Here is a 20,597-nt window from a genome sequence, read left to right as displayed (position 1 = left end):
CCGTTGTCCGAACTTCATTTGGCCGAACGTGCCCAGTGCGTTTTCTGCTTTCAGGTCAACTTCAAGATCCTCTTCAAGCTTGGGAACCTTCAAAGTTTCGCTGGCCATCACTACGACCGGCATGCCTGCCATCATCAAACCAGCTTTCGCCCGTTCCAAGTCGATGATCTCGCCCGCCATCTGGTCGGGAACCACGAAACTACCGGTCATGCCGCTGGACTCGCCCAGCGCGTTACGCACCCGCTGCGGCGTTGCCGACGATGGTCCGAACAACTTAGCGCAGATGAAGTGTGCCGCTTCGTTTTCGGCTTCTGGCTTCAGCAGATCGGTTGCCCGGTCACCCTTATTCAAGATTGCAAACTTGTTGCCGTTCGCGTCAGCCTTCCAGCCAAGTTGACGGGCGACATGCCTGACTTGGCCGCTATCAACCGACTCGCCAGTGTTGCCGCCGGTGCCGTGCCGACTGTTCATGATTCGGGCCTGTGCATTCTCGCGTTTCTGTGCTCGGTCCAGATCCCGGTTCAAGTTCGACAACTCGCCTGGCTTGTGCCCTGGCTGGCCTGGGCTACCGACGCCCATGATGGCATCGAATCGCTTTTGCTCTGCGGTGCTCATCTCGCGTTCTTCGGCATCGGCCAAGTCGGCGATCGCCAACGCTTCGGCTTCCAGTTCCGCGATTTGTTCGTTCAGGTCTTTGGTGTTTGTGATTCGGATCATTTATTCACTCCGTCGTTTGTTGGATTGTCAGTTGGTTCAAACACGCAAGACGGATTTAGCACCCATCTCGGTAGCCGTCAGCGGTGCCACTTCGCCGCGGGACAGAATCGCGGTGCACGAAAAGAATGTGCCGGTGCTGCCATCGCCAGCGGTTGCAACCAAGTCCCAGTAGCGCGGCCGTGCTTTCAGGTCCACTTGAAAGACAAAAAGACCGTTGTCGTCATCGTCGGCCGGCAGTGCTGCGGTGCCGCCTTCGATGTCGGTGTCGCCGTCGAAGTCCAGACCGTCATAGTCGGTCAAAGCTCCGCTGGTGTTGCCTGCTTGAAGTTTGAGGGCTGCCATTGCGATGTCGGTTGCCCCAACGCTGCAAACCATGGTCAGGTAATCCCAACCAAGCGTATCGATTTCGGCGGTGGTGATTGCCGCATCATCGACGATGGCCGCCGGCGGTACGATTTGCAAAAACTTGGCGTTGTGAAGTTCGTTTGCCATTTGAAAACCTTTCGGGTTAGGCGTCCTGGTGATTCTGTCGAAGCTCTCGAATCTGCTGGATGGCCTGCAAATCAAAGTAGGCATCCAACACGTTTCGTGACCAAACTCGGCGATTGATTCCAACCCGTAAGGGCTTAGGGAATTTCCCGCTGGCAACCATTCGGCCGAGTTGTCTGTCGGTGACGTTCAACCGCTCGCAAAGTTCGGCGGCGGTGACCCATGGTGATCGGTTCTTGCTCACTGGTCGGCACCTCCGAAGTGTTGCAGGGCTGATACGGCGTCGGCGGTGATGTTCAGCGCCAAGTTGTCGATGAACTCATGGGCGGCGTCGGTCATCGGGACGCGGCTGAAAACAAAACTAGCCATCAGCACGCTACCGAGTTGATCCAGCGTCCACACTGGCGGCTCGATCATTTCCGGTTCCGCACCTGGCGTCTGCCGGCGGTTGTATTCGCTGGCCAACAGTTCGATGACCCAACTGGTGAATAGTGGGTGGTCGTCTGCCTTGCGTTGCATCAACTTCGTCAGCGCGATCATGTCGCCTTCGGAAAGCTTCGGTAGCTTGATGTCCAATCGGGGCGGTGTAAGTGTGTCTGCCATTTGTTTCCTCAGTCGCTGGCGTTCGATGTGGTGATTGTTGCAAGGCAGCAGGGGCATACAAGCTTTCCGTTATCCGTTCGGATAACGACGTCACGACCTCGGTCATCAACAACCGTGATGGACTTTCCGCTCGCGCCGCATGAATCACATTTCAGATACCGGATGCGATGGTTGCCGGAGGTGCGAGTTGATACCCGTCGCATGATGCCGCCGGGGCATTCGGTGCAGTCGTCGCCGGTTCTCATTCGGCCGGCTCAATGCCGATGCGGTCATGGCAAGCCAAGTCATCCATCTCGCCGCGCAACCCCAGTGCTGAATCGATCCGTTTGAGCACTGGTCGCGACAGTCGCTTCGGGTAGTTGTCCGCCACGTCGGCCGCGAGCGACAGTAGCACCGCCTCGACGCGACGAAGTTCCTCGGCAATCTCGCGGTGACGTTCGGCGGTCAATCCCTTTTTCTGTTTTGCCATTTTTGTGATCCTGTTTGGAAATGTGGAAATTTGGAAATGTGTTTTTGTTTCTGGTCTGCGGGAGTGGGCGGGAATCGCGGGAGTGTTCACCGCTCTCGCAGCTTTTACGTAGGGTGTATACACACGGCACCTTTATTAAAGACCACTCAAAATAGTTGCATTGACCCCATAGACTCCCGCAGACTCCCGCCACTCCCCGCAGGCAGGGACATTCGATCGTTAAACTTTTTCGATAAACCATTTTTTTACTTTTTGATGCGAAAGCATCTCTGAAAAGAATTTCTTGCCGTTCAAAATTCTGCCGTCGTATCTCTGGAGAATTTTTCCGATTCGTTGAGTAGTGATTTTTTTGTTGTCGCAATCGCTCAAAAAAACGTCATTTAGTTCCGGGTGAAAGAGCACCCCGTACGGGTCTCGCTTCGTAGCCAGATCGTAAATCTCGCGAGACAGCTTGCCTGACGCTCCGGCTGACTCGAGTGCGGCGATCAAGTCGCCAAAGATGTCACTGGATTGTGCGGAAGCCTTGGTTTCTTTGGTGCCCTTGATCGGATCTGCCAAGCCCAGCCACACGACCGCACCTCGCACGAGTGCGGACCAGTTCTCAAATCCGCCCCAAGGCTCAAGATCCGGGGACTCTCCCGACGCCTTGAACGCTCGCAAGATCGTGAGCGCGTCACAAATCAACGTTTCGCGATTTTCCAGGATGTGATCTAACAGATTCGGAATGCGAAAGTCCGATCTAAGATCAGGGTTTTCAATCGTCGGCTCCAGCCTCACAAAACATGTGCGTCGCGCGATGTCCTGTGATACAGAGCAATTGTTTCCCGTCAGGAAATAGACTTGGCGGATGGGCACCTCGCCAGATTCCTTGCTCTGGCCAAGAATCCGACTTTTCCAGACTTCGGCCGTTCCGAGTGCCTCGATCGCCTGGCCGCCGATTTGCGTCTTGCAGTTGTCGAACAGGACCAGCGGAATCCCGCTCAACACAATCGCAGTGATCGACTTAGAGACCTCCTCATCCTTCGACGGCCAAGGGTTTCTCGCCAGGCTCTTGCCGGTTGCGATGGTTGATATGCCGTCCACCAATCGCGTCTTGCCCGCGGCCTGTACAGACGCCTCGAATAGAAACAGAGGAACGCATCCGCGAATTGCCGGCTTGCAAAATACAGTCAGCAATCCGGCAAGCCAGGCCGATTTGTGATGTGTTTTTTTGAACTCAAAGTCTGCGACTAAATCCAGTATGCGGTTTGTTGCCTGGGTCGCATCATGGATTGTTGGCGATTCGGCAACAGTTACCGAAACGTTCGTTTTTAAGTACGTTCTGGTTGCCGGGTCATATCCATTGGCCGTGCAGATCGACCCGTCCTCTCGCATGAACGGATACTCAGATACGGACTCCAGCTCTCTAATCCCTGGGTAGCTCCCGTAAGCGTCAACCTGCCTCGTGAACGAGTCAGGTAGTTTCTTCGGCCTGGCTTCGCCGTCATCATTTATCGTGATGAATCGAGCGCACGAAGTGATTAGCGTACGCAAATGAGCATGAGGCAGCCGGCGGACTCGGAGCGTGAGTGCATCTGGATTAAGCGGATGCCTTGCCTCGGTCACGTCGAGCAGTTCGCCGCCCCGCTGGAAGATGTCTTCACACCCTGTCAGCGCTTCGATAGTGGAATCAACGAGATCCTTTTCGTTGTCAGACCACTCAATAGCTGGCCTTGAATCGATTTTTAATTGTAGAGTTTCGCAGGCGTGAGACTTTTCAACCATCGAATCCCAATCGTGGCATTTGAAAAAGTCCCTCAGGTCATCGCCGCTTGAATGTTTTACCTCGAAAGGCAGCGTGACGTTTTTTGCTCTCGCGCCAGCCTTGGTGAAGCATTCGCACCACACAATCGCACTGTCCTGCCCCGCCCGGTCTGCGTCATGAATGACCCATATGTCCCGGTTGGCAAACAGATCGATTGACCAACGCTCTTTGCGGAACGTGGATACACCATCCGCACAGCCGAACGGATTTGTCCAGAAGAATGTGGAATCGGGAACGTCGTCTCGCAAAAATGCAGCCAGCCAATCAGTGACTCCCTCCGTCTTAACCGACAGATCTGGCTGACCTTGGCCGGCCAGCATTGCATCGATGGTCCGAACGTCGCCAATGATCCCACGGGCGCCACCGCCAATGGTTTTCTTGCTCGTCGTCTCACCGTTTTTCAGCCTCAAAAGTCCGCCGTCAGTACGAACGACAACCCAATTCACCGGGTCAGCCTTTGACCCTCGCGGCCCCCAGACCGGAAACGCAATCACGGCATGCCCTTGGTACTTCGCGATCCGCAACCCGGCATCTCGCAGACGCTCATGTTTCGTGCGATCAAACTCTAAATGCGCTAGATATTGGCCCGCGTACACAGGGTTCCAAGGCATCAGTTTCAATGATGGTTTGCGGGTCGACTTGCCACGCGGTTGTGACTTCGGCAAGTCGAACCTAATGATTTCGGCCACCCGCCTGGCCGCGTCACCTTGAGATGTCTGGTCAACTGCCGCGACAAACGCCACCCAGTCGCCCCACTTGTTGCCAGTGGCATCGCACTGGCCAGCGCCTCTTTCAAAGTTGTTGATTTTGGCTTTCGGCTTTCCATCCGTTCCTGTGTTGGGCATGTGGAACTTTCGCTTCTCAGAAAGATCCTCAGCAGACAACCCGTAGGCGTGACAGATGTCGTTGCCACGCCCGATCGATTCCTGCACTACTTGCGTGAGCCAGTTCTTGGCCAGACGGGTGTTGCTTGCGTTCGTGCCGGCATCCGCCTCTTGCTCGCCGTCCAGCGATGCAGGAGCGTCAAAAGAAAATGTGCTGGCCGTGTCGGTTGAGATCGCTACCATGATGTTGTCCCTCCGTGATCTGTGGACATTTGGCCCGCCGGGTAGTAGCAGCTCGGCGGGCTGTTTTGTTTACTGGCTGCGTGCTTCGATGAAACGGGTCAGCGCTTGGCGGCTGGTCACGATGACTTGTCCAACTCGGCAATGCTCCAATCGCACACCGCCGATACCACGCAAGCACCAGCGGTATAGCGTCGTGCGGTCAGGCCGGCGGCCAAGGATGTGGCGAAGCTCGGCGCGTGCCTGCTTGAGGGTCAACACGTCCTCAGCGAGTACGTTGGTCGTCACTGCGTCGTTGGTCGGTCTGCGATGTGTGGTCGCTGGCATAGGTGGCTCCATGTGAGAGGTGGAGCGACGCAGCGAAAAAAAGAAACCCGCCGCGTCGCGTAATTGCAACGGGCGGGAGTATGCGGTTGAAGTCGGATTTTAAGCGGACTCTAAACGGATTCTTTGGTCCGACTTTGGTCCGGGTTTCTTTCAGCGAGCGTATTTCTAACTGGATCCCGGCCATTTCTGTTGATCTGAAATGGGTGCCTCCCTGTCTTCCAGCAAGTGTTGATGTTGTTAATTTGCTTCCGAACCGCATCCCGGGGATTTCCTTCTTCGGAATTGACGTGATTCGCTAACGCGTCATCGGTAAGGAGGCGGTTGCTCTTTAGCGATTTTGCAATCTTTGCTTGACCGGTCGTGAGCGATTCCAACGCAAGCTCCCACTCGGTTTCGTCAACTGGGTCCGCTTCGCCACGGCCATCACCGCACAATTCATCGAGCGATTCCAAGAGTGCCTGATTGGCTTTATCGCTCTCTGTCTTCAGTCTCGCGGAAATTTTATTCAGCAGACTTTCTTGCTCGTTCATTCGCGACACCTCGAGCGACAAAGACTCTTTTCGAACAGCAATCTTCGCGTCTTCAATGGGTAGGTTCTCAAGACTCATTCTTGCCTTGAGAATGAAACCGTAGAAATCCACGGATGCAGACCGCAACGGATTCCAATGCTTTTTGCAGCACCGCCAAAAGTCAGAGTATCCCCAGCGGTTGATTCCGTTGATCATTTCTCCGTACTGCGAGAGGAATTTGCCGGCGCCCGCTGCAAACTCCAGCCACTGTCTGTTATCGCCGGGAGACAATAGTTGCTCGTCGCTTTCTAACTCACTGCGAATCTCGTCCAGTCGAATCTGAACCAAAGCGAACAGCGAACACTCTTCTTGGCTCAGTTCCAACTTTTGTTTGCATGGGTGCCCGATTATACGAACCACTTGTTCGATTCTGAGGCGGAGTTCGGTTGCGATGCGATGTCGCTTTAGGAGTTCTTGCCGCCAAGTTGGTTCGACCGCATCGTGCAATTTGCTCATCGTCATAATTCTCTTTTCGTTGGTCGGCACCGCCGCCGCTGATGGAGAAAAGAGAATCCATCAGCGGCGTACGATGCCATCACGCCGACCGTCGCCAGCATGACTTTTTTGGTGAACCGCTCGGCCGTCGCCTGAGTGGTTGAATGAAATTGTTACCGATTACAGCTTTGGAGCAACCTTGGCGGCTTCAATCGCCTTTGCTTCGGTCTGCTTGGCGTAATGCTCAGTCATCGACGCACGAGAGTGTCCCAGCAACGCCTGGGCGGCTTCAACGCCTAATGCCTCGCGGATCAGTGTGCCGGCGGTGTGACGCAACTGGTACGGCGTCCAATGCTCCACGTTTGCACGCTTTGCGGCTCGCTGGATGGACTGCCGGTAGCTGGTCGGCGTGTATTGTTCGCCTGGCTGTTTTTTGGGATTCGCTTTCCGATTGGTCCCTGGGCGGTTTCCCTGGTTCTTTGGCGTCGTGCGGCTGGCTGCTTGCTTTGCTCGGAACCACTGCACCGATTCCCGTGGAGAAAAGCAATAGGCGTCGGCTGGGCGATTCATGTAATCGGTCAACGCTTCACGGGCATCACCGACAATCGGCACTGCCTTTTTCTTGCCACGCTTTGCGGTCTTATGCTTCTCGGGGCGGTAAATCCATTCGGTGCCGCTCCTGTCGATGTCGCAGGGCCGCATTCGGCAAAGCTCGGCGGGCCGCATTCCAGTGCCGGCGTGAATCCGGACCATCGCTTTCAGGACGGGCGACAGTTCGGCGGCCGTCGATCGCACCACTTCAATCGCCACTGGTTTCACGTCCTCGGTTTCAGGTGCCGCTGTTTGTCCTTCGCGAAGCGGTTCGACTGCTTTTAGTCGCCGCCATTCGGGTTCAGTGACAAGCTCTTGCGAAACGGCATGTTTCCAGATTCGAATAATCAGATTTGTCAGCCGGTTGCAATAAACCCTCGCCTTACCGCTGGTGATCCACCGCTGACGCTGTTGCTGCATCTTTAGCGGGCCATACTCAATCGCCTGCAAGTCACCGTCGTGCTTGTCCAGTTCGTCGCAGACTTGCTCGATGCGGTGCTTTTCGGCATGGCTACCGGCGTACTTGGTTTTGGCAACTTCGCGGTACGATGCAGTCAGGTGTCGGACCAGAACCGGTGCGTCGGCTTGCTGTGTCGGCTGGACGGTGCCGCCAAGCATCATGGCAACTTGGGGATCGAGCGAAGCTAGTTCAAAGCCATCGGGTACCGAGAAACCGTTCTGTTGATAGACCGCAATCAGCGCGGCGTAGCGGGCGATCGATTCGGGGCTGTCGTGCGGCCCCAGATAGAAGTCACGGCCTGCAATCGTGACGACAGATTTACCGCTGATGTGATAGCGGCGTGCGGGTGCCTTGGCCTTCGGTCTCGCCATTGGTGGAACTCCTGGTTCAGAAGCGTACCAATCCGCTAGGACAGTTTTTCGGTACAACTTCGACTTTGAAACAGGGTCGCACACCAAAATGGTGGTATCGCTCGCGGCGATCCGACCGGCAATTCACGGCATTCCGTGAAGTACACCCCAGAGGATTCGAACCTCTAACCTTCGGTTCCGTAGACCGATGCTCTATCCAATTGAGCTAGGGGTGCTTGGCTGATTTGGTGTGAGTTTAGCGTTGCCGTTTTGTTTTGCAAGGCCGACTTGGGCGGTTGCCTCGGAGGTTTTTGGGAACCTGCGGGGCTGGCGGTGAGGCGTGCGGGATTTGTCGATTCGACGTGGTGGATCGATCCGGTGGGTTCTTGCCGCCAGGTTGCACCTGGGCTGACGAATTGTTGCCGGCGTTATCGCCAGGTTGCACCTGGCCTACTGGTAGTTGCCGGGGGGGATTTGGGTGGGGGTGTTGGAGTCGGGGCCGGTTAGGGTGACGTCGCCGGTGCAGATGATGCCGGGACTGAGGTTGACGTTGCCGGTGATCGTCAGGCTGTCGCAGTGGCGCAGTGATGGCACCGCTTCGACACGCTGCTCCAAGTCGGCGATCTTTTTGAAGTAGCGGTCATCCAGTTTGACGTTTGGTGGCACCCCATTTCGCTCCGCGACCAGTCCAACCGACGCGTCAGAGCGAACTTCGTAGGCGTCCGAACGAACGGCCAATAAATCACCAGTGGTTTTGACGGGCGCAAATCGTGAACGGGGCACACGAATCGCATCGGTGTTGGGCAGCGCTTCGATGGCGGCCCCCATCGCGGTCTCGAGTTGAAAGACGGCTGGTGACGAGCTGTCTTTGGGGTCAACGGTCTTGCGATTGGTGATCGTCGGCAATGAGAGAACGCCGTCATTGGCATCCAGAAATTCTGAAATCGCGACCAGGTCCAACCACAAATTGTTGGTGTTGAAATAGCGGTACCGTGACACGTCTTGAAACTCTTGCTCTTCGTCAGGATGACATTGCGCTTTTTCTCGCAACACCAATCCGCCGGACTTGCTGCGCGCCAAATGGCCGCCTTTGCGATCGGCTGCGGTCCGATCGGCGACTTCCATCAAGAACGATTTGCCGCTGCCGATGAAATGTCCCAGGATTGCTAAATCCATGGTCGCCCCCAAGTTGTCGGCATTGGAAACAAACAGATACCGCTTGCCTTGAGCGAGCAATTTTTTGAGCGTGCCGCTGGTCACCAGTGCGGCATAGATGTCACCATGACCGGGCGGGCACCACTGCAGTTGTGGATCGGCGGGCCACTCGGCTGGTGCCATTGTTTGCGCATCGATCTTGGGGACCTGGTGTTGTAGAAACGAGATGACTTGCACGTCGTCTTGCCCAAGTGCTTTGATCGCTTCGGCGGTCTGTGTTTCTGTCGAAAAGCTGTTCATCAGAACCAACGGGACCGACAATTTGGAGGATTGTCGCAAGATGAACGCCAGGAACGTGTCGTCGCCGCGAACCGGTAACAGCGACTTGGGGCCCTCAAGCCCCATGCCGGTACCCAGACCACCGTTCAGTTTGAGGACGGCGACCGATTGCAAGTATTCGCGTCCGAGCTCGCGATTGACGTCACTGAGCGTTTCGGCATCCACGACATCGGTCGCCGGCTGGATTGTCGATTCGCGTAAGAAAGCGTCTTGGCCGGAGCAAAGGTTTTCGTAATGACGTTTGAACAGATTGATCACGATCTCTGGCGTGCCTGCTTCTTGCAGTTTGGCCAGCACGGAGGGCCAGTTATTGGTCATGTTCATAGCGGAAGTTTTGAATCAGGTTGAAAAGGCAATGTGGTGACAGTGAAGCGGCGGCTGGGGTGCGTTGGAGAATTCGCTGGCGGTGTTTCCGGTCGGTGGTTTCGTTTGGGTGCGGGAGGGATCTGAACCCTGGCGGGATCAGCTACGGTGCTGGCGGAGATTGGTTACGGTGCGGGATGGATCTGAACCCTGGCGGGATCAGCTACGGTGCTGGCGGGGATTGGTTACGGCGCGGGAGGGATCTGAACCCTGGCGGGATCAGCTACGGTGATGGCGGGGATTGGTTACGGTGCGGGGTGGATCTGAACCCTGGCGGGATCAGCTACGGTGTTGGCGGGGATGGGTTACGGCTAGGGGTGGATCTGAACCCTGGCGGGATCAGCTACGGTGTTGGCGGGGATTGGTTTCGGTGCGGGATGGATCTGAACCCTGGCGGGATCAGCTACGGTGTTGGCGGGGATTGGTTACGGCTAGGGATGGATCTGAACCCTGGCGGGATCAGCTACGGTGCTGGCGGAGATTGGTTACGGCTAGGGCTTTTTCCATTCAACAGGTTTCTTACGACTGGGGTACAGTTCGCGGCACAGGTCACAATGTGTGCCGTTGCAACCGCGGGCCGTGCAAAACTCGCGGCCATAAAAGATGATTTGCAGATGTAAACGATTCCATGATTCGCGGGGGAAGAGTTTCTTCAGGTCGGTTTCGGTTTGCACCACATTTTTACCGCTGGACAATCCCCACCGCTGCGCCAGGCGATGAATGTGCGTGTCGACTGGAAAGGCTGGTACTCCAAAGGCTTGTGACATCACGACGCTGGCGGTTTTGTGGCCGACGCCCGGCAACGCCTCCAGGTCTTCAAATGACTGTGGGACTTGGCCCTCGTGTTTCTCGATCAACATGCCTGACAACGCGGCCAGATTTTTCGCTTTCTGTTTTGATAATCCCAGTGGATGAATGATCTGGAGGATTTTTTCCTGCCCCAGTTGGAACATTTTTTGCGGTGTGCCGGCGGCGCGGAACAGTTCCGGCGTGATCTCGTTGACTTTTTTGTCGGTGCACTGGGCACTTAGTAGGACGGCGACCAGCAGGGTGAATTCGTCTTGATGGTCCAGTGGGATCGGTGGGTCGGGGTAGAGATCGGCGAGCCGCTGGGCGATGAGGGCGGCGCGTTCTTTTTTCAACATGGAGAGAAAGAGTTGGAGCGAACGGAGAAAAGGGAAGCGGCGGGGAACGGCATCACAGAGGCCGGCGATAGGAAGCGGTGAGGCCTCTACTAGATGGCTGGAGGTTCCATTTTCATGTGTTCAAAGGCTTTGGCGGTGGCCAGACGTCCGCGACGAGTGCGGACGATCAACTCACTGCGCAGTAGGAACGGTTCGACTTCGTCTTCCAACGTGTCACTGCTGACATTCATGGTGTGCGCGATCGCTTCCAAGCCGCTTGGCCCGCCGCCGAAGACTCGGATCAGCGTTTCCAGGTAGTTGCGGTCTTGTTTATCCAGCCCCAGTTTGTCGATACCGATCATGTCCAACGCGTCTCGGGCCACCCCCAATGACACCCCGCCCTTGGCTTTGATTTGCGCGTAGTCGCGGACCCAGTGCAAGCGGTTGTTGGCCAATCGCGGCGTCCGGCGGCTACGACGAGCAATCTCGATGGCGGCAGGCTGGTCGACTTCGATCGATAATTTCGTTGCATTGCGAAGCACCAATTCACAGAGCTGGTCGTCGCTGTACCAACTGAGGTGTTCGCGAATTTGGAACCGATCGCGCAGCGGTGCGCTGAGCATTCCGGCGCGGGTCGTCGCACCGATCAAAGTGAATGGCTGCAGTTCGAAATTCAACGTCCGCGCATTGACTCCTTCGCCGAGGACAATGTCGATGCGAAAGTCCTCCATCGCCGTATACAGGTACTCTTCGACCGCTTTGGGAACGCGGTGGATTTCGTCGATGAACAGCACGGATTTTTCCGAGACATTCGTCAAGTACGGCAGCAAATCTTTGGGGGCGGTCAGCCCGGCGCCGTTGGCCATTTGCACCGTCGTCCCCATCTCGGCGGGGATTACGGTTGCGAAAGTGGTTTTACCCAGCCCCGGAGGACCGTCGAACAGGATGTGTCCGAGTGGTTCGCCGCGTCCACGGGCGGCATCAATGGCGATCTTTAGCCGTTCAATCACATCGCGTTGGCCAACCATTTCGTCCAGCCGACGTGGACGCAAACGAATATCGCGTTCATCACCACTGTCACCCGCTGCGACACCACTGGGCGGATCACCCGGTGGCGGGCCGGCGGAGTCCTCGGGGTCCGTTTTTTGGTAAACTGCTTCTCGCGCCATGCTGGCTTTCGTCCGTGTTTCTGTGTTGAACCGGCCTGTTTGGGCTGATTTGCGATCTCAAACACTGTTTTACCCGAAAATGCCGTCGAAGTCGGCGCGAGGTTTGTGCCAGAATTAAATTCACATCTGGCGGCGCGATTGATCCCGTTGGCCGACCACTAAACCGGCTCCGATTGGCTTTCCACGCCCATTTGGCTCCCACGCTCTTGTCTCACTCGAGTAATCTTCATGACCGAATCCCCGTCGTCCTCGTCTGCTGGGTCGTCCAAAACGATTGATGTTTCCGATCCTGCGATCATCGCCCAGTATGAGCCCTACCTGCGAATGCTGGCTCGGACGCGGGTGCGACGCGCCTATCAAGCCAAAATTGGTGCTTCGGACATGGTCCAACAAGCGATGATGCAGGCGGTTCAGGGATTCGACGGCTTTCGTGGCACCACCGAAGGCGAGTTGTTGGCATGGCTGCGTCAGATTCTGGCGCACCATCTGTGCCATCTCGACCGCGACCTGCATCGTGACAAACGCGACATCCGCCGCGAACAATCGATGGAACAAAAATTGGCGCAATCGTCGATGCGGTTGGAGGGTTTGTTAGCCGGCCATTCACCGACCCCCAGCCAAAACGTGGCGTTGGGTGAGAACATCATTCGCATCAGCCAAGCGATCGCAAAGTTGCCGGATTCACAGTCTGATGCGGTGCGGTTGCATTATCTGGAAGGCATGAAATTGAGCGAGGTGGCGGCGGAGTTGGGCAAGTCGACTGGCGCGGTCGCAGGCCTGCTGCATCGTGGTATGAAAACGCTGCGGAGTCAGTTGGACGAGTAGTCTGCGAACTGTTGTTTCAGTTCGGGGTCTTGAGGTGGATGCACCAGCAGCACATACGCCGCTCGCTTGCCGGCTTCCTCCGTCTCACCCAATCCGGAGAGCCAACGAATCGATTGCAGCTTGGTCGTGTACCATTGCTCGCTACGTTGCGGCAGTGACGCCGCCAGTTGATCCGATAGTTGAACAGCCGCGCGTTGCGCATCAGACGACGATGACGTGGCCAACAGGTCGATGCCACGTTGGAGCGATTGACGTGGATCATCGCCGGAACTTGCCAGTTGTTTGATCGCGTCGATCGAGTCTGGATTCGGTGCCGCCCATAAGCCAGCCATGGCGGATTGCCAAGGCGTCGCCTGGGGCCACTGTAACAACTGCTTACCGATCGTTGGTTGCAGCGAGGCGTCGCGCTCGGCATCGCGTTGCAATCGCCAACGGGCACGGATCAGCAACTGGGCTGGAACGTCCGCGGTGTTCAACGTTTCCGGTTCACCGGATCGTAAACGAGCTAGCTGTTGTAAGAACAGCTGGCTCGGATCTTGGGCGTCGAATTCCAAGCCTTGTGTGTTGAACTGCTCGCGATCGAACAACCAAACTGATGCACGGCGGATATCCGCAGACAACTCCGGCGTTTCCGCGGCTAACTCGTCAAGCGAACCAGCCAGTGACGCCAGCGCGGTGGTTGCGGATTCAGTGTCGGTCGACTGCAAGTAATCAAACCAACGCGTGAGCACCGGATCCAATTGCTGCGGATTGTGTCCGAGCATCAATAGTTCCAGCGCCGCCCCGGCCGCGTCGAGTGATCGGTCTTGTGCGACCAAAATGTCACCCAACCAGGCGTTGGCTTTCAGCGCCGAATCACTGGTTGGCCAACGTTGTGAAAGTTCAGCGAGCAATTCTTCCAATCTCGCTAACCGAGCTTTGGAATCGTCACCGCCAGCCTGTGGCGGTTGTGAAGCCAGCAGGGCGGCCTGCATCATCAGCCCCGCAGCGTGTTCGCTAGTATCCTGTTTCCGAGCGGTGTCGCGAAGAACCGTGATCGCGAATGATTGATCATCAGCGGCAATGGCTGCCGCAGCGCTTTTCGCCGCGTATTGCATCGACAATTCGGGTCGTGATTCGGCCAAGGCGGCTTCTCGCAGCAATGAAGCGGCTTGTCCAGGATCATCGCGCCGCAACCAGTCTTCGCCTTGGGCTGCGATCAGTGACGGGTTGACGGTCGGCGTAGTGGTCGCGTTTTGGCCGGTTGCTGCGCCGCGCAGCCGACGGATCGCAAGGACTTCGGCGCGTCGTCTTGCAAACGCGCCGTTACGTTCTTCAATCGTTTGCAGCCAGGCGGCGATTTGATCGTCCGAACTGGATTCGGCAAGCAGCACCTGCAATTTCGCGAAGTCCATTTCTACACTGCGAGCGACTCTTTCGAGTGCACGTGGTGCGAAACCGTCACCCGCCGAGCCGAAGAACGATTCGCACAGATCGGCGGCCGCGGCGTTCTCACCGGATGCCAATTTGTAACGAACGTTGAGTGCCAGCCACTGCGGCGAGAATTCGATCGACGGATCGGCTGCGACCCTTGCAATTTCCTGGCCGGCCGATTGAGTTTGTCCGCTGCGCAACAGACATTCCACCAACAGTGCGCGGGCCGCGCGTTTGGCGGGCACGCCATCGGGAAGTCCCAGCAGGGTTTCTTTTGCCAGTGCCAGCGCGTCGGCTGCGGCGGCTTGATAGTCGCCGCTTTCGGGCGCGAACAATTCGGTCAGCAATACCGCAAGTGAAACGCGTGTGAGCAGCAGGTGTTGGCTGAGTTGGGTGTATTGGCTGCGGATCGATTCACTATTGTGGATGGAACCGCCAAGGCCAGAATTGGTCGGGCTAGTGGTTCCGGTCCAACGACTTTCCGCAGCCGTTGTCTGCAACTCGGTCAATTCGACCTGTAGTCGTGAGATCATCGGTACCAGCTGATCCGTTAGGCGGTCAGCCGACGACGATGCCACTGCGGCAACAATCGCTGCTCGCAACAATCGCTGCCGGACCATCAGTTTTTCAGCTTCCAGGAAATCCTTCCAGGCTAGATCTGGGTCATCCGCCAACAGCGCATCGATTGGCTGGCAGGAGGCTTGGATTGCTGGCGTGAGACGTTGGGGCAGTTCAATTGCCTTGCCGGCAAACAGGGTCAACGCGTTTTGATCCGCCAGCACGTTGGCGAGTCGGGCGATCCATTTGGCGTGTTGTATCTGTTGGGTCGTGGTCGTGGCAATCGACTGGCGACAGACCCAGATCGCATCTTGAAAACGCTGATCAGCGACGAGTTGTTCGACCAGATCATGACCGGCATCGGTCGTCGTCCGCTCGCTTTCAAGTTCTGCCGCCACCACGACCGCGCCATCGGTTGGCCACAGCAGTGTGCCAGCAACGATGAAGCAAACCAGCCAGACGCCCCGCGCAGTGCATCGACAATCGGAGATGGAATTCAGCGGAGAGAAGGGGACCATGATCTAAGCTTGAAAATTGTTGCCACAGTTTTTCGTGTTTTTTCCGCTGCACCAAACGCTGCGGCTTCACAGTTGCGACCGCACGTCCGGACCTAGCGTAGCGTGTAGGTGGTCAATTTTCACCTCGTCAGTCGATGTATCGGATCGGTCGCGATTTGTGTAGCGGGTGGTCCGCCCACCCGATATTGACCAGAAACATATGGAAACTACGATTCGCGACTGAAACTCCCCGCCTAAAATCTCATTCTTCTTCCCAAATCTTCGTTCATGTTGAATTTCTTCCGCGCGACGACTGCGAACGCCAAAGACGACTTGCTATCCGGATTGACCGTGGCGTTGGCGTTGGTCCCCGAAGCGGTTGCGTTTGCGTTTGTCGCCGGTGTTTCACCGCTGATCGGGTTGTACTCGGCATTCTTCATTGGGCTGATCACCGCGGCCTTTGGCGGTCGACCGGGGATGATTTCCGGTGCCACCGGCGCGATGGCGGTGGTGATCGTCGGTTTGGTCTCCATTCACGGTCTGGAATACCTGTTCCCGGCCGTCATCCTGTGCGGTTTGTTTCAAGTCATCGTCGGCATCGCCCGGTTGGGAAAACTGATCCGGATGGTCCCACACTCGGTCATGTTAGGGTTTGTCAACGGATTGGCAATTGTGATCGGAATGGCACAACTGGGAAGCTTCAAAACACTGGACGTGTCGACTGGAAATCTGGTTTACCTAAGCGGACCACGATTGTATGTGATGTTGGGTTTGGTCGCGCTGACGATGTTGATCATCTATCTGTTGCCCAAACTGACGCGTGCCCTACCGGCTTCGCTGGTCGCGATTTTGTCCGTCACGTTGTTGTCGGTCGCAATCAATCGCAGTGGTGTGATCGAAGGTGATGAATTGTCGCCCAATGCGGTGGCAACGGTCGGCGACATGCTGCGGACGAATTCCCGAGCCAGTCAAATGGCAAAAGCAAAAAAGACCGAGGGCGAAGACAGTGCGGTGGTTGTGGACGAAACGCTCGCCAACGTCGACACCACATCGAATCAGGCTGTGCAATTGGTGAATTTGCAAAACGACACCGTCGTTGGGCCCGTATTGAACGATGGCAAAGAACCTGGTGAGACGGTTGCGATTAGCGAGTCGGAATCGTCGATCAGCGGCGGATTACCGACGTTGTTTTTCTTGGAACACAGCCTGCCCTCACTGAGCCTGCAGACGCTTTGGATCATATTGCCGTTCTCGTTGACACTGGCCGGCGTGGGCCTGATCGAATCGTTGATGACATTGACTCTGATCGACGAAATCACTGAAACCCGCGGCCGAGGCAATCGTGAATGCGTCGGCCAAGGCGCCGCGAATATCGTTTGCGGACTGTTTGGCGGGATGGGCGGCTGTGCGATGATCGGCCAATCGTTGATCAACGTGAACTCGGGCGGTCGCGGACGACTAAGCGGGATCACTGCGGCAGTGTGCTTGCTGTTGTTCATCTTGTTTCTGGCCCCGTGGATTGAACAGATACCAATGGCCGCGCTGGTCGGCGTGATGTTCATGGTCGTGATCGGAACGTTCGAGTGGGCTTCGCTGAAAATGGTGCGTCGCGTTCCCCGTTCCGACTTTGCGGTGATGTTGTTGGTCGCTGGCTACACCGTCTTCATGCATGACCTGGCGACTGCTGTGATCTTGGGGGTGATTGTTTCGGCATGCGTGTTTGCTTGGCAACACGCCACACACCTGGGTGCCGAGATTCAGGTAAACGAATTCGGTAGCAAGATCTACCAGCTACACGGACCGCTGTTCTTTGCATCGGCCGCTTCGTTCAAGGAGCTGTTCAATGTTCAGAAGGATCCGGATGACGTGGTCATCGATTTCTATTACACACGGGTGTACGACCAGTCCGGACTGGAAGCAATCAACGGGCTCGCGGAAAAGTACGAGGCCGCTGGGAAGCGATTGCACCTGACACACCTGAGTGATGAGTGTCGCGGATTATTGGACAAGGCCGGCGATCTGGTCGAAGTCAATTTGTCGGAAGATCCACAGTATCACGTGGCAACCGATCGCTTGGGTTAATTAGGCGATGCGGCGGTTGTAGAGCCACCATTCGGTGGCCAGAATCGCGAGCGCTGCCAGCAACAGCCAACGCCAGAACTCTTTCCGCGTTTCGATGGCTCCGCTGGTCTCGACCGATTCATAACCCAATTCAAACTGCTCCCGCGGTTTGATCTGGCTTTCTTGGCGGCTAAACAGATTGATGCTGAACAAGTCCACCAATTTGTCGTTCGCGGTGACGCGGTACGAACCGGGCATGTCGGAATCAACAAATTCAACGCTACCCGAGGCGCCGGCGGACACGGTTTCCGGTGATCCGCTGCCACGCCCGATCTGAACCGAATCGACTTGGCTTTCCACTCGCAAGCGGACCGTGTCACCGGGCAGAAACGACGGCGCGGCGGTGGCGTCGGCCGCGCCAGCCAGGTGTCGCAGGACATTCAGGATAAATACCGGCCAAGACCGCTCGGCATACCAATTCGTATTGGTTTGCGGCGCGCCGTCATCGCCTGTGGTCACGATTTCAAATCCCAACACCAAATCTTGGAAGCCATCGCGCGGTGCCAGTGCCAACACGGTGCCGGCGTCGCCACCGATCAATTCCCGTGTTCCCGGTGGCCCGGTGACCGCACGGCCTTCGAAAATCAGCAGCGAGAACAACTCCAGGTACTGCATGATCGGGTGAGTGCGGTCGACATCCACGAGGATCGTTTGCCCGGGCTCGCTGGCCCAAGACCACTGGTCGTTTGGCAACGCACCGATAAAGAACGTGTTGGTTGCCGGCATAACGTCCGGAGCACAGCGATCGTAGAGAATCAAATCGTCCAACCCGGCTTCGGCACGGGCGGCATACTCGGGTGTTTGCAGATAGCTGGGCGATTGAAAATCCGCAACACAGACTTTGGCGGCACTCTCGGTCCCCAGCCCCAACTCGATCGGTTTGTTTCCATCGGTCAGGACCAGCACGGAAACCGTACGCATCGGACGCAAACCGGCGTAAGCAAAATTATCAATCGTCAAATCATCGTCAAAGGTTTGATCGCGTGAGGCTCCATCGCCGGCTGCTTCCAATCGCATTTCCACCGATGCTGCCTCGTCTTGCCCGACCAGCGAAAACGTCAGCCCAGATTCTTCGTTGGGCTCCAATGACAACGATTCCGATTCGCGCCACTGGCCGTTGACGTACAGCGAAACGTTGCATGATTCGGCTTGGGTACCGAAGTTAACGATCGTGGCAAAGGCCTGCGCGTCACCCGCTTTTTCCACATTGCGATCGGCGTTGAACGCGGTGATCGCTAGATTCCGCGAATTTTCGGATCCGATCCGACGATAGATCGGTTTTAAATTACCGACGTTAAAATCGGACACATCTCGGAAACCGCCGTCGCTGTAAATCAACAGGTCTGCGGGTTTGGGGTCCGACACTTGGACATCGTTTTCGTCGCCCGTGGTGCTACTGCGTCGCGGGTTAGCCAAGCCATCGGCCGCTTCCAGAGCACCGATGATGTCGGTCGGCCGATTGGTGACCTGTGCGCGGTCGAGCGCCGCTCGCAACCGGTTGCGATCCGTCGTGAACGACTGCAGGACTTCGGCGCGATCACTGAACGTGACCAGCATCGCGGTTTGCTGTTGTTCCATCGCGTCGATCTGCTCGCGAATCAATTTGCGGGCCTGTTCGAAACGATTTTCTTGTTCGCCGGCATCGGTTGCCATCATGCTGGCGGAGGCATCGAGTAAGAAGATCGAGCGGCTTTGGCTGGCCGTTTCCCCGCGAACACCAGGTCGCAACAGCGCGATCGCAGCCAGCGCCACGGCCAGCAATTGCAACAAGAGCAACAGGTTTTGACGGATGCGCTGAAATAAACTGTTCACGTGCAGGTCTTCGACCGTCCGTGACCATAGGTAGGTGCTGGGGACCTCCACCGCTTCGCGCCGAAGTTTCAAAAAATACAGCAGCACGATGCCGATTGGCACCGCGGCGAACAAGGCCCATTGAGCGGGGGAGAGCGTCGAAATCCAATTCATCGCACCACACCTCGCTCGCGCAAATAGCGTGTCATGACGTCATCGACATTTTGATCCGTCCGCACTGGCAGATAGGAAATGCTGCGGCGAGAGCAAAACATCTTGACTGAACTGAGGAACGATTGCAGTGTCTTTTGGTAGCGTTCTAGAACGTAGGCGTTGATCGTGATCTCGGTTTCGTCGCCGTCTTCGCTATCGATCAATTTCCGATCGCCTCGCAGCGGAGGGTCAATTTCCTCTGGCGACAGAATGTGCATCACGAACACGTCCATTCGTCGACCGACCAGCATTCGCAGCGCAGATTCGTACCCGGATTTGTCCATCAAGTCGCTGATCAGAACTGCGACGCCGGTACCAGAATTTCGCAGTGAAAAATCTTTGACGCCATCGTGCAGTGAGATGTTGTCACCGCCGTCGACACTGTCCAAGTACTGCAGCATTTTCCACAGTCCACTGCGTCCGCGCAGCACCGGTGCGCGACGACCTTGTTCTCCCAAAGCTTGAACGCTGACTCGGTCCGCACGACACAGCCCGATGTAGCCCAGTGCCGCCGCCATTTGTTTGGCGACATGAAGTTTGCTGGGCGAGCCGAAGTTCATTGATTCGCTGCAATCGATCAGTGCAAAGACATGCAAGTCTTCTTCTTCTTGGAACAGTTTTAGAAATAACTGGTCCAATCGGGCGTACAAGTTCCAATCGATCAACCGCAGATCATCGCCGGCCACGTAGTTACGGAAATCAGCAAATTCGACGCTTTGGCCTTTGCGTTTACTACGCCGCTCGCCCTTCATCCGGCCGCGAAAGACTTTGCGCGATACCAACTCCAACCGCTCGAGTTTGGCGAGCAGGGCAGGAGACAAAAGTGTGGTCGATGCAGTGGTGGAGCTCATGCCGACCAGTGTAGCGGAAAATCTAACCCGGATTGTGGGCGTAACCATACCTGGGATGGCCACGTTTCAGTACCGCTGCAGTTCACGGCCGACTGAACCCTGGCGGGATCAGCTACGATCGCTATCGAAGCCGTAGCTGGGCCGGCCACGGTTCAGTGTCCCTGCAGTTCACGGCGGTCTGAACCCTGGCGGGATCAGCTACGATCGCTACCAAAGCCGTAGCTGGACCGGCCACGGTTCAGTTTCCCTGCAGTTCACGGCCGACTGAACCCTGGCGGGATCAGCTACGATCGCTATCGA

17 protein-coding genes and 1 tRNA gene are annotated in these 20,597 nt (G+C 56.5%); 2 read left to right on the top strand and 16 right to left on the bottom strand.

Going from position 1 to position 20,597, the window contains the following annotated elements; translation table 11 throughout:
* From NHH03_RS21550 to ruvB, 13 genes are all read right to left on the bottom strand, one after another.
* A partial coding sequence (locus NHH03_RS21550) for a phage major capsid protein (RefSeq protein ID WP_253159532.1) occupies positions 1 to 717 on the bottom strand: 717 nt, incomplete at its 3' end.
* A 36-nt stretch (positions 718 to 753) separates the two neighbouring features.
* Complete coding sequence (locus NHH03_RS21545; RefSeq protein WP_253159530.1) at positions 754 to 1,209, bottom strand: hypothetical protein; 456 nt, start codon at positions 1,207 to 1,209, stop codon at positions 754 to 756.
* A 16-nt stretch (positions 1,210 to 1,225) separates the two neighbouring features.
* The gene (locus NHH03_RS21540; protein WP_253159528.1) at positions 1,226 to 1,450 is read right to left on the bottom strand and encodes a helix-turn-helix transcriptional regulator; all 225 of its coding nucleotides are present in this window, start codon (positions 1,448 to 1,450) and stop codon (positions 1,226 to 1,228) included.
* Positions 1,447 to 1,809, bottom strand: a complete 363-nt coding sequence (locus NHH03_RS21535; RefSeq protein WP_253159525.1) for a hypothetical protein — start codon at positions 1,807 to 1,809, stop codon at positions 1,447 to 1,449. The genes NHH03_RS21540 and NHH03_RS21535 overlap by 4 nt, the downstream gene beginning before the upstream one ends.
* 241 nt (positions 1,810 to 2,050) lie before the next feature.
* The gene (locus NHH03_RS21530; RefSeq protein ID WP_253159523.1) at positions 2,051 to 2,278 is read right to left on the bottom strand and encodes a hypothetical protein; all 228 of its coding nucleotides are present in this window, start codon (positions 2,276 to 2,278) and stop codon (positions 2,051 to 2,053) included.
* A 219-nt stretch (positions 2,279 to 2,497) separates the two neighbouring features.
* On the bottom strand, positions 2,498 to 5,149 hold the full coding sequence (locus NHH03_RS21525) for a hypothetical protein (protein WP_253159522.1): 2,652 nt from the start codon (positions 5,147 to 5,149) through the stop codon (positions 2,498 to 2,500).
* A 69-nt stretch (positions 5,150 to 5,218) separates the two neighbouring features.
* Positions 5,219 to 5,473, bottom strand: a complete 255-nt coding sequence (locus NHH03_RS21520; RefSeq protein ID WP_253159520.1) for a DUF1580 domain-containing protein — start codon at positions 5,471 to 5,473, stop codon at positions 5,219 to 5,221.
* 110 nt (positions 5,474 to 5,583) lie between these two features.
* Positions 5,584 to 6,498 carry a hypothetical protein gene (locus tag NHH03_RS21515; protein WP_253159518.1) on the bottom strand — a complete coding sequence of 305 codons (915 nt, stop codon included), beginning with the start codon at positions 6,496 to 6,498 and terminating at the stop codon, positions 5,584 to 5,586.
* 159 nt (positions 6,499 to 6,657) lie between these two features.
* Positions 6,658 to 7,899, bottom strand: coding sequence for a tyrosine-type recombinase/integrase (locus tag NHH03_RS21510; RefSeq protein ID WP_253159516.1), 1,242 nt, complete (start codon positions 7,897 to 7,899; stop codon positions 6,658 to 6,660).
* Between the two features lie 141 nt (positions 7,900 to 8,040).
* Positions 8,041 to 8,114 (bottom strand) — tRNA-Arg (locus NHH03_RS21505).
* Between the two features lie 214 nt (positions 8,115 to 8,328).
* Entirely contained in the window at positions 8,329 to 9,696 is a 1,368-nt protein-coding gene (locus NHH03_RS21500) for a UTP--glucose-1-phosphate uridylyltransferase (protein WP_253159513.1), read from the bottom strand.
* 530 nt (positions 9,697 to 10,226) lie between these two features.
* A complete protein-coding gene (nth, locus tag NHH03_RS21495) occupies positions 10,227 to 10,880 on the bottom strand; it encodes an endonuclease III (protein ID WP_253159511.1) in 654 nt (217 codons plus the stop codon).
* 89 nt (positions 10,881 to 10,969) lie between these two features.
* Positions 10,970 to 12,028, bottom strand: coding sequence for a Holliday junction branch migration DNA helicase RuvB (gene ruvB, locus NHH03_RS21490; protein ID WP_253159509.1), 1,059 nt, complete (start codon positions 12,026 to 12,028; stop codon positions 10,970 to 10,972).
* A gap of 228 nt (positions 12,029 to 12,256) precedes the next feature.
* Here ruvB and NHH03_RS21485 point away from each other — a divergent pair, with 228 nt between their 5' ends.
* Positions 12,257 to 12,853 (top strand): sigma-70 family RNA polymerase sigma factor, encoded by a 597-nt coding sequence (locus NHH03_RS21485; RefSeq protein WP_253159507.1) that lies wholly within the window; start codon positions 12,257 to 12,259, stop codon positions 12,851 to 12,853.
* Here NHH03_RS21485 and NHH03_RS21480 read toward each other — a convergent pair.
* Positions 12,838 to 15,342 carry a hypothetical protein gene (locus NHH03_RS21480; protein ID WP_253159505.1) on the bottom strand — a complete coding sequence of 835 codons (2,505 nt, stop codon included), beginning with the start codon at positions 15,340 to 15,342 and terminating at the stop codon, positions 12,838 to 12,840. The two genes, NHH03_RS21485 and NHH03_RS21480, sit on opposite strands and share 16 nt — an antisense overlap.
* Positions 15,343 to 15,609: 267 nt before the next feature.
* Between NHH03_RS21480 and NHH03_RS21475 the strand changes: the two genes are divergently transcribed.
* Positions 15,610 to 17,403, top strand: a complete 1,794-nt coding sequence (locus tag NHH03_RS21475; RefSeq protein WP_253159503.1) for a SulP family inorganic anion transporter — start codon at positions 15,610 to 15,612, stop codon at positions 17,401 to 17,403.
* Here the strand turns inward: NHH03_RS21475 and NHH03_RS21470 are convergent, their stop codons facing one another.
* Both NHH03_RS21470 and NHH03_RS21465 read right to left on the bottom strand, forming a co-directional pair.
* Positions 17,404 to 19,407, bottom strand: a complete 2,004-nt coding sequence (locus NHH03_RS21470) for a vWA domain-containing protein (protein WP_253159501.1) — start codon at positions 19,405 to 19,407, stop codon at positions 17,404 to 17,406.
* A complete protein-coding gene (locus tag NHH03_RS21465; RefSeq protein ID WP_253159499.1) occupies positions 19,404 to 20,297 on the bottom strand; it encodes a DUF58 domain-containing protein in 894 nt (297 codons plus the stop codon). Before NHH03_RS21465 ends, NHH03_RS21470 begins: the two co-directional genes overlap by 4 nt.
* Between the last annotated feature and the right edge of the window lie 300 nt (positions 20,298 to 20,597).

Source organism: Stieleria tagensis (assembly GCF_024129865.1).
GTDB lineage: Bacteria > Planctomycetota > Planctomycetia > Pirellulales > Pirellulaceae > Stieleria > Stieleria tagensis.
This window is presented reverse-complemented; position numbering and strand designations above follow the sequence as displayed.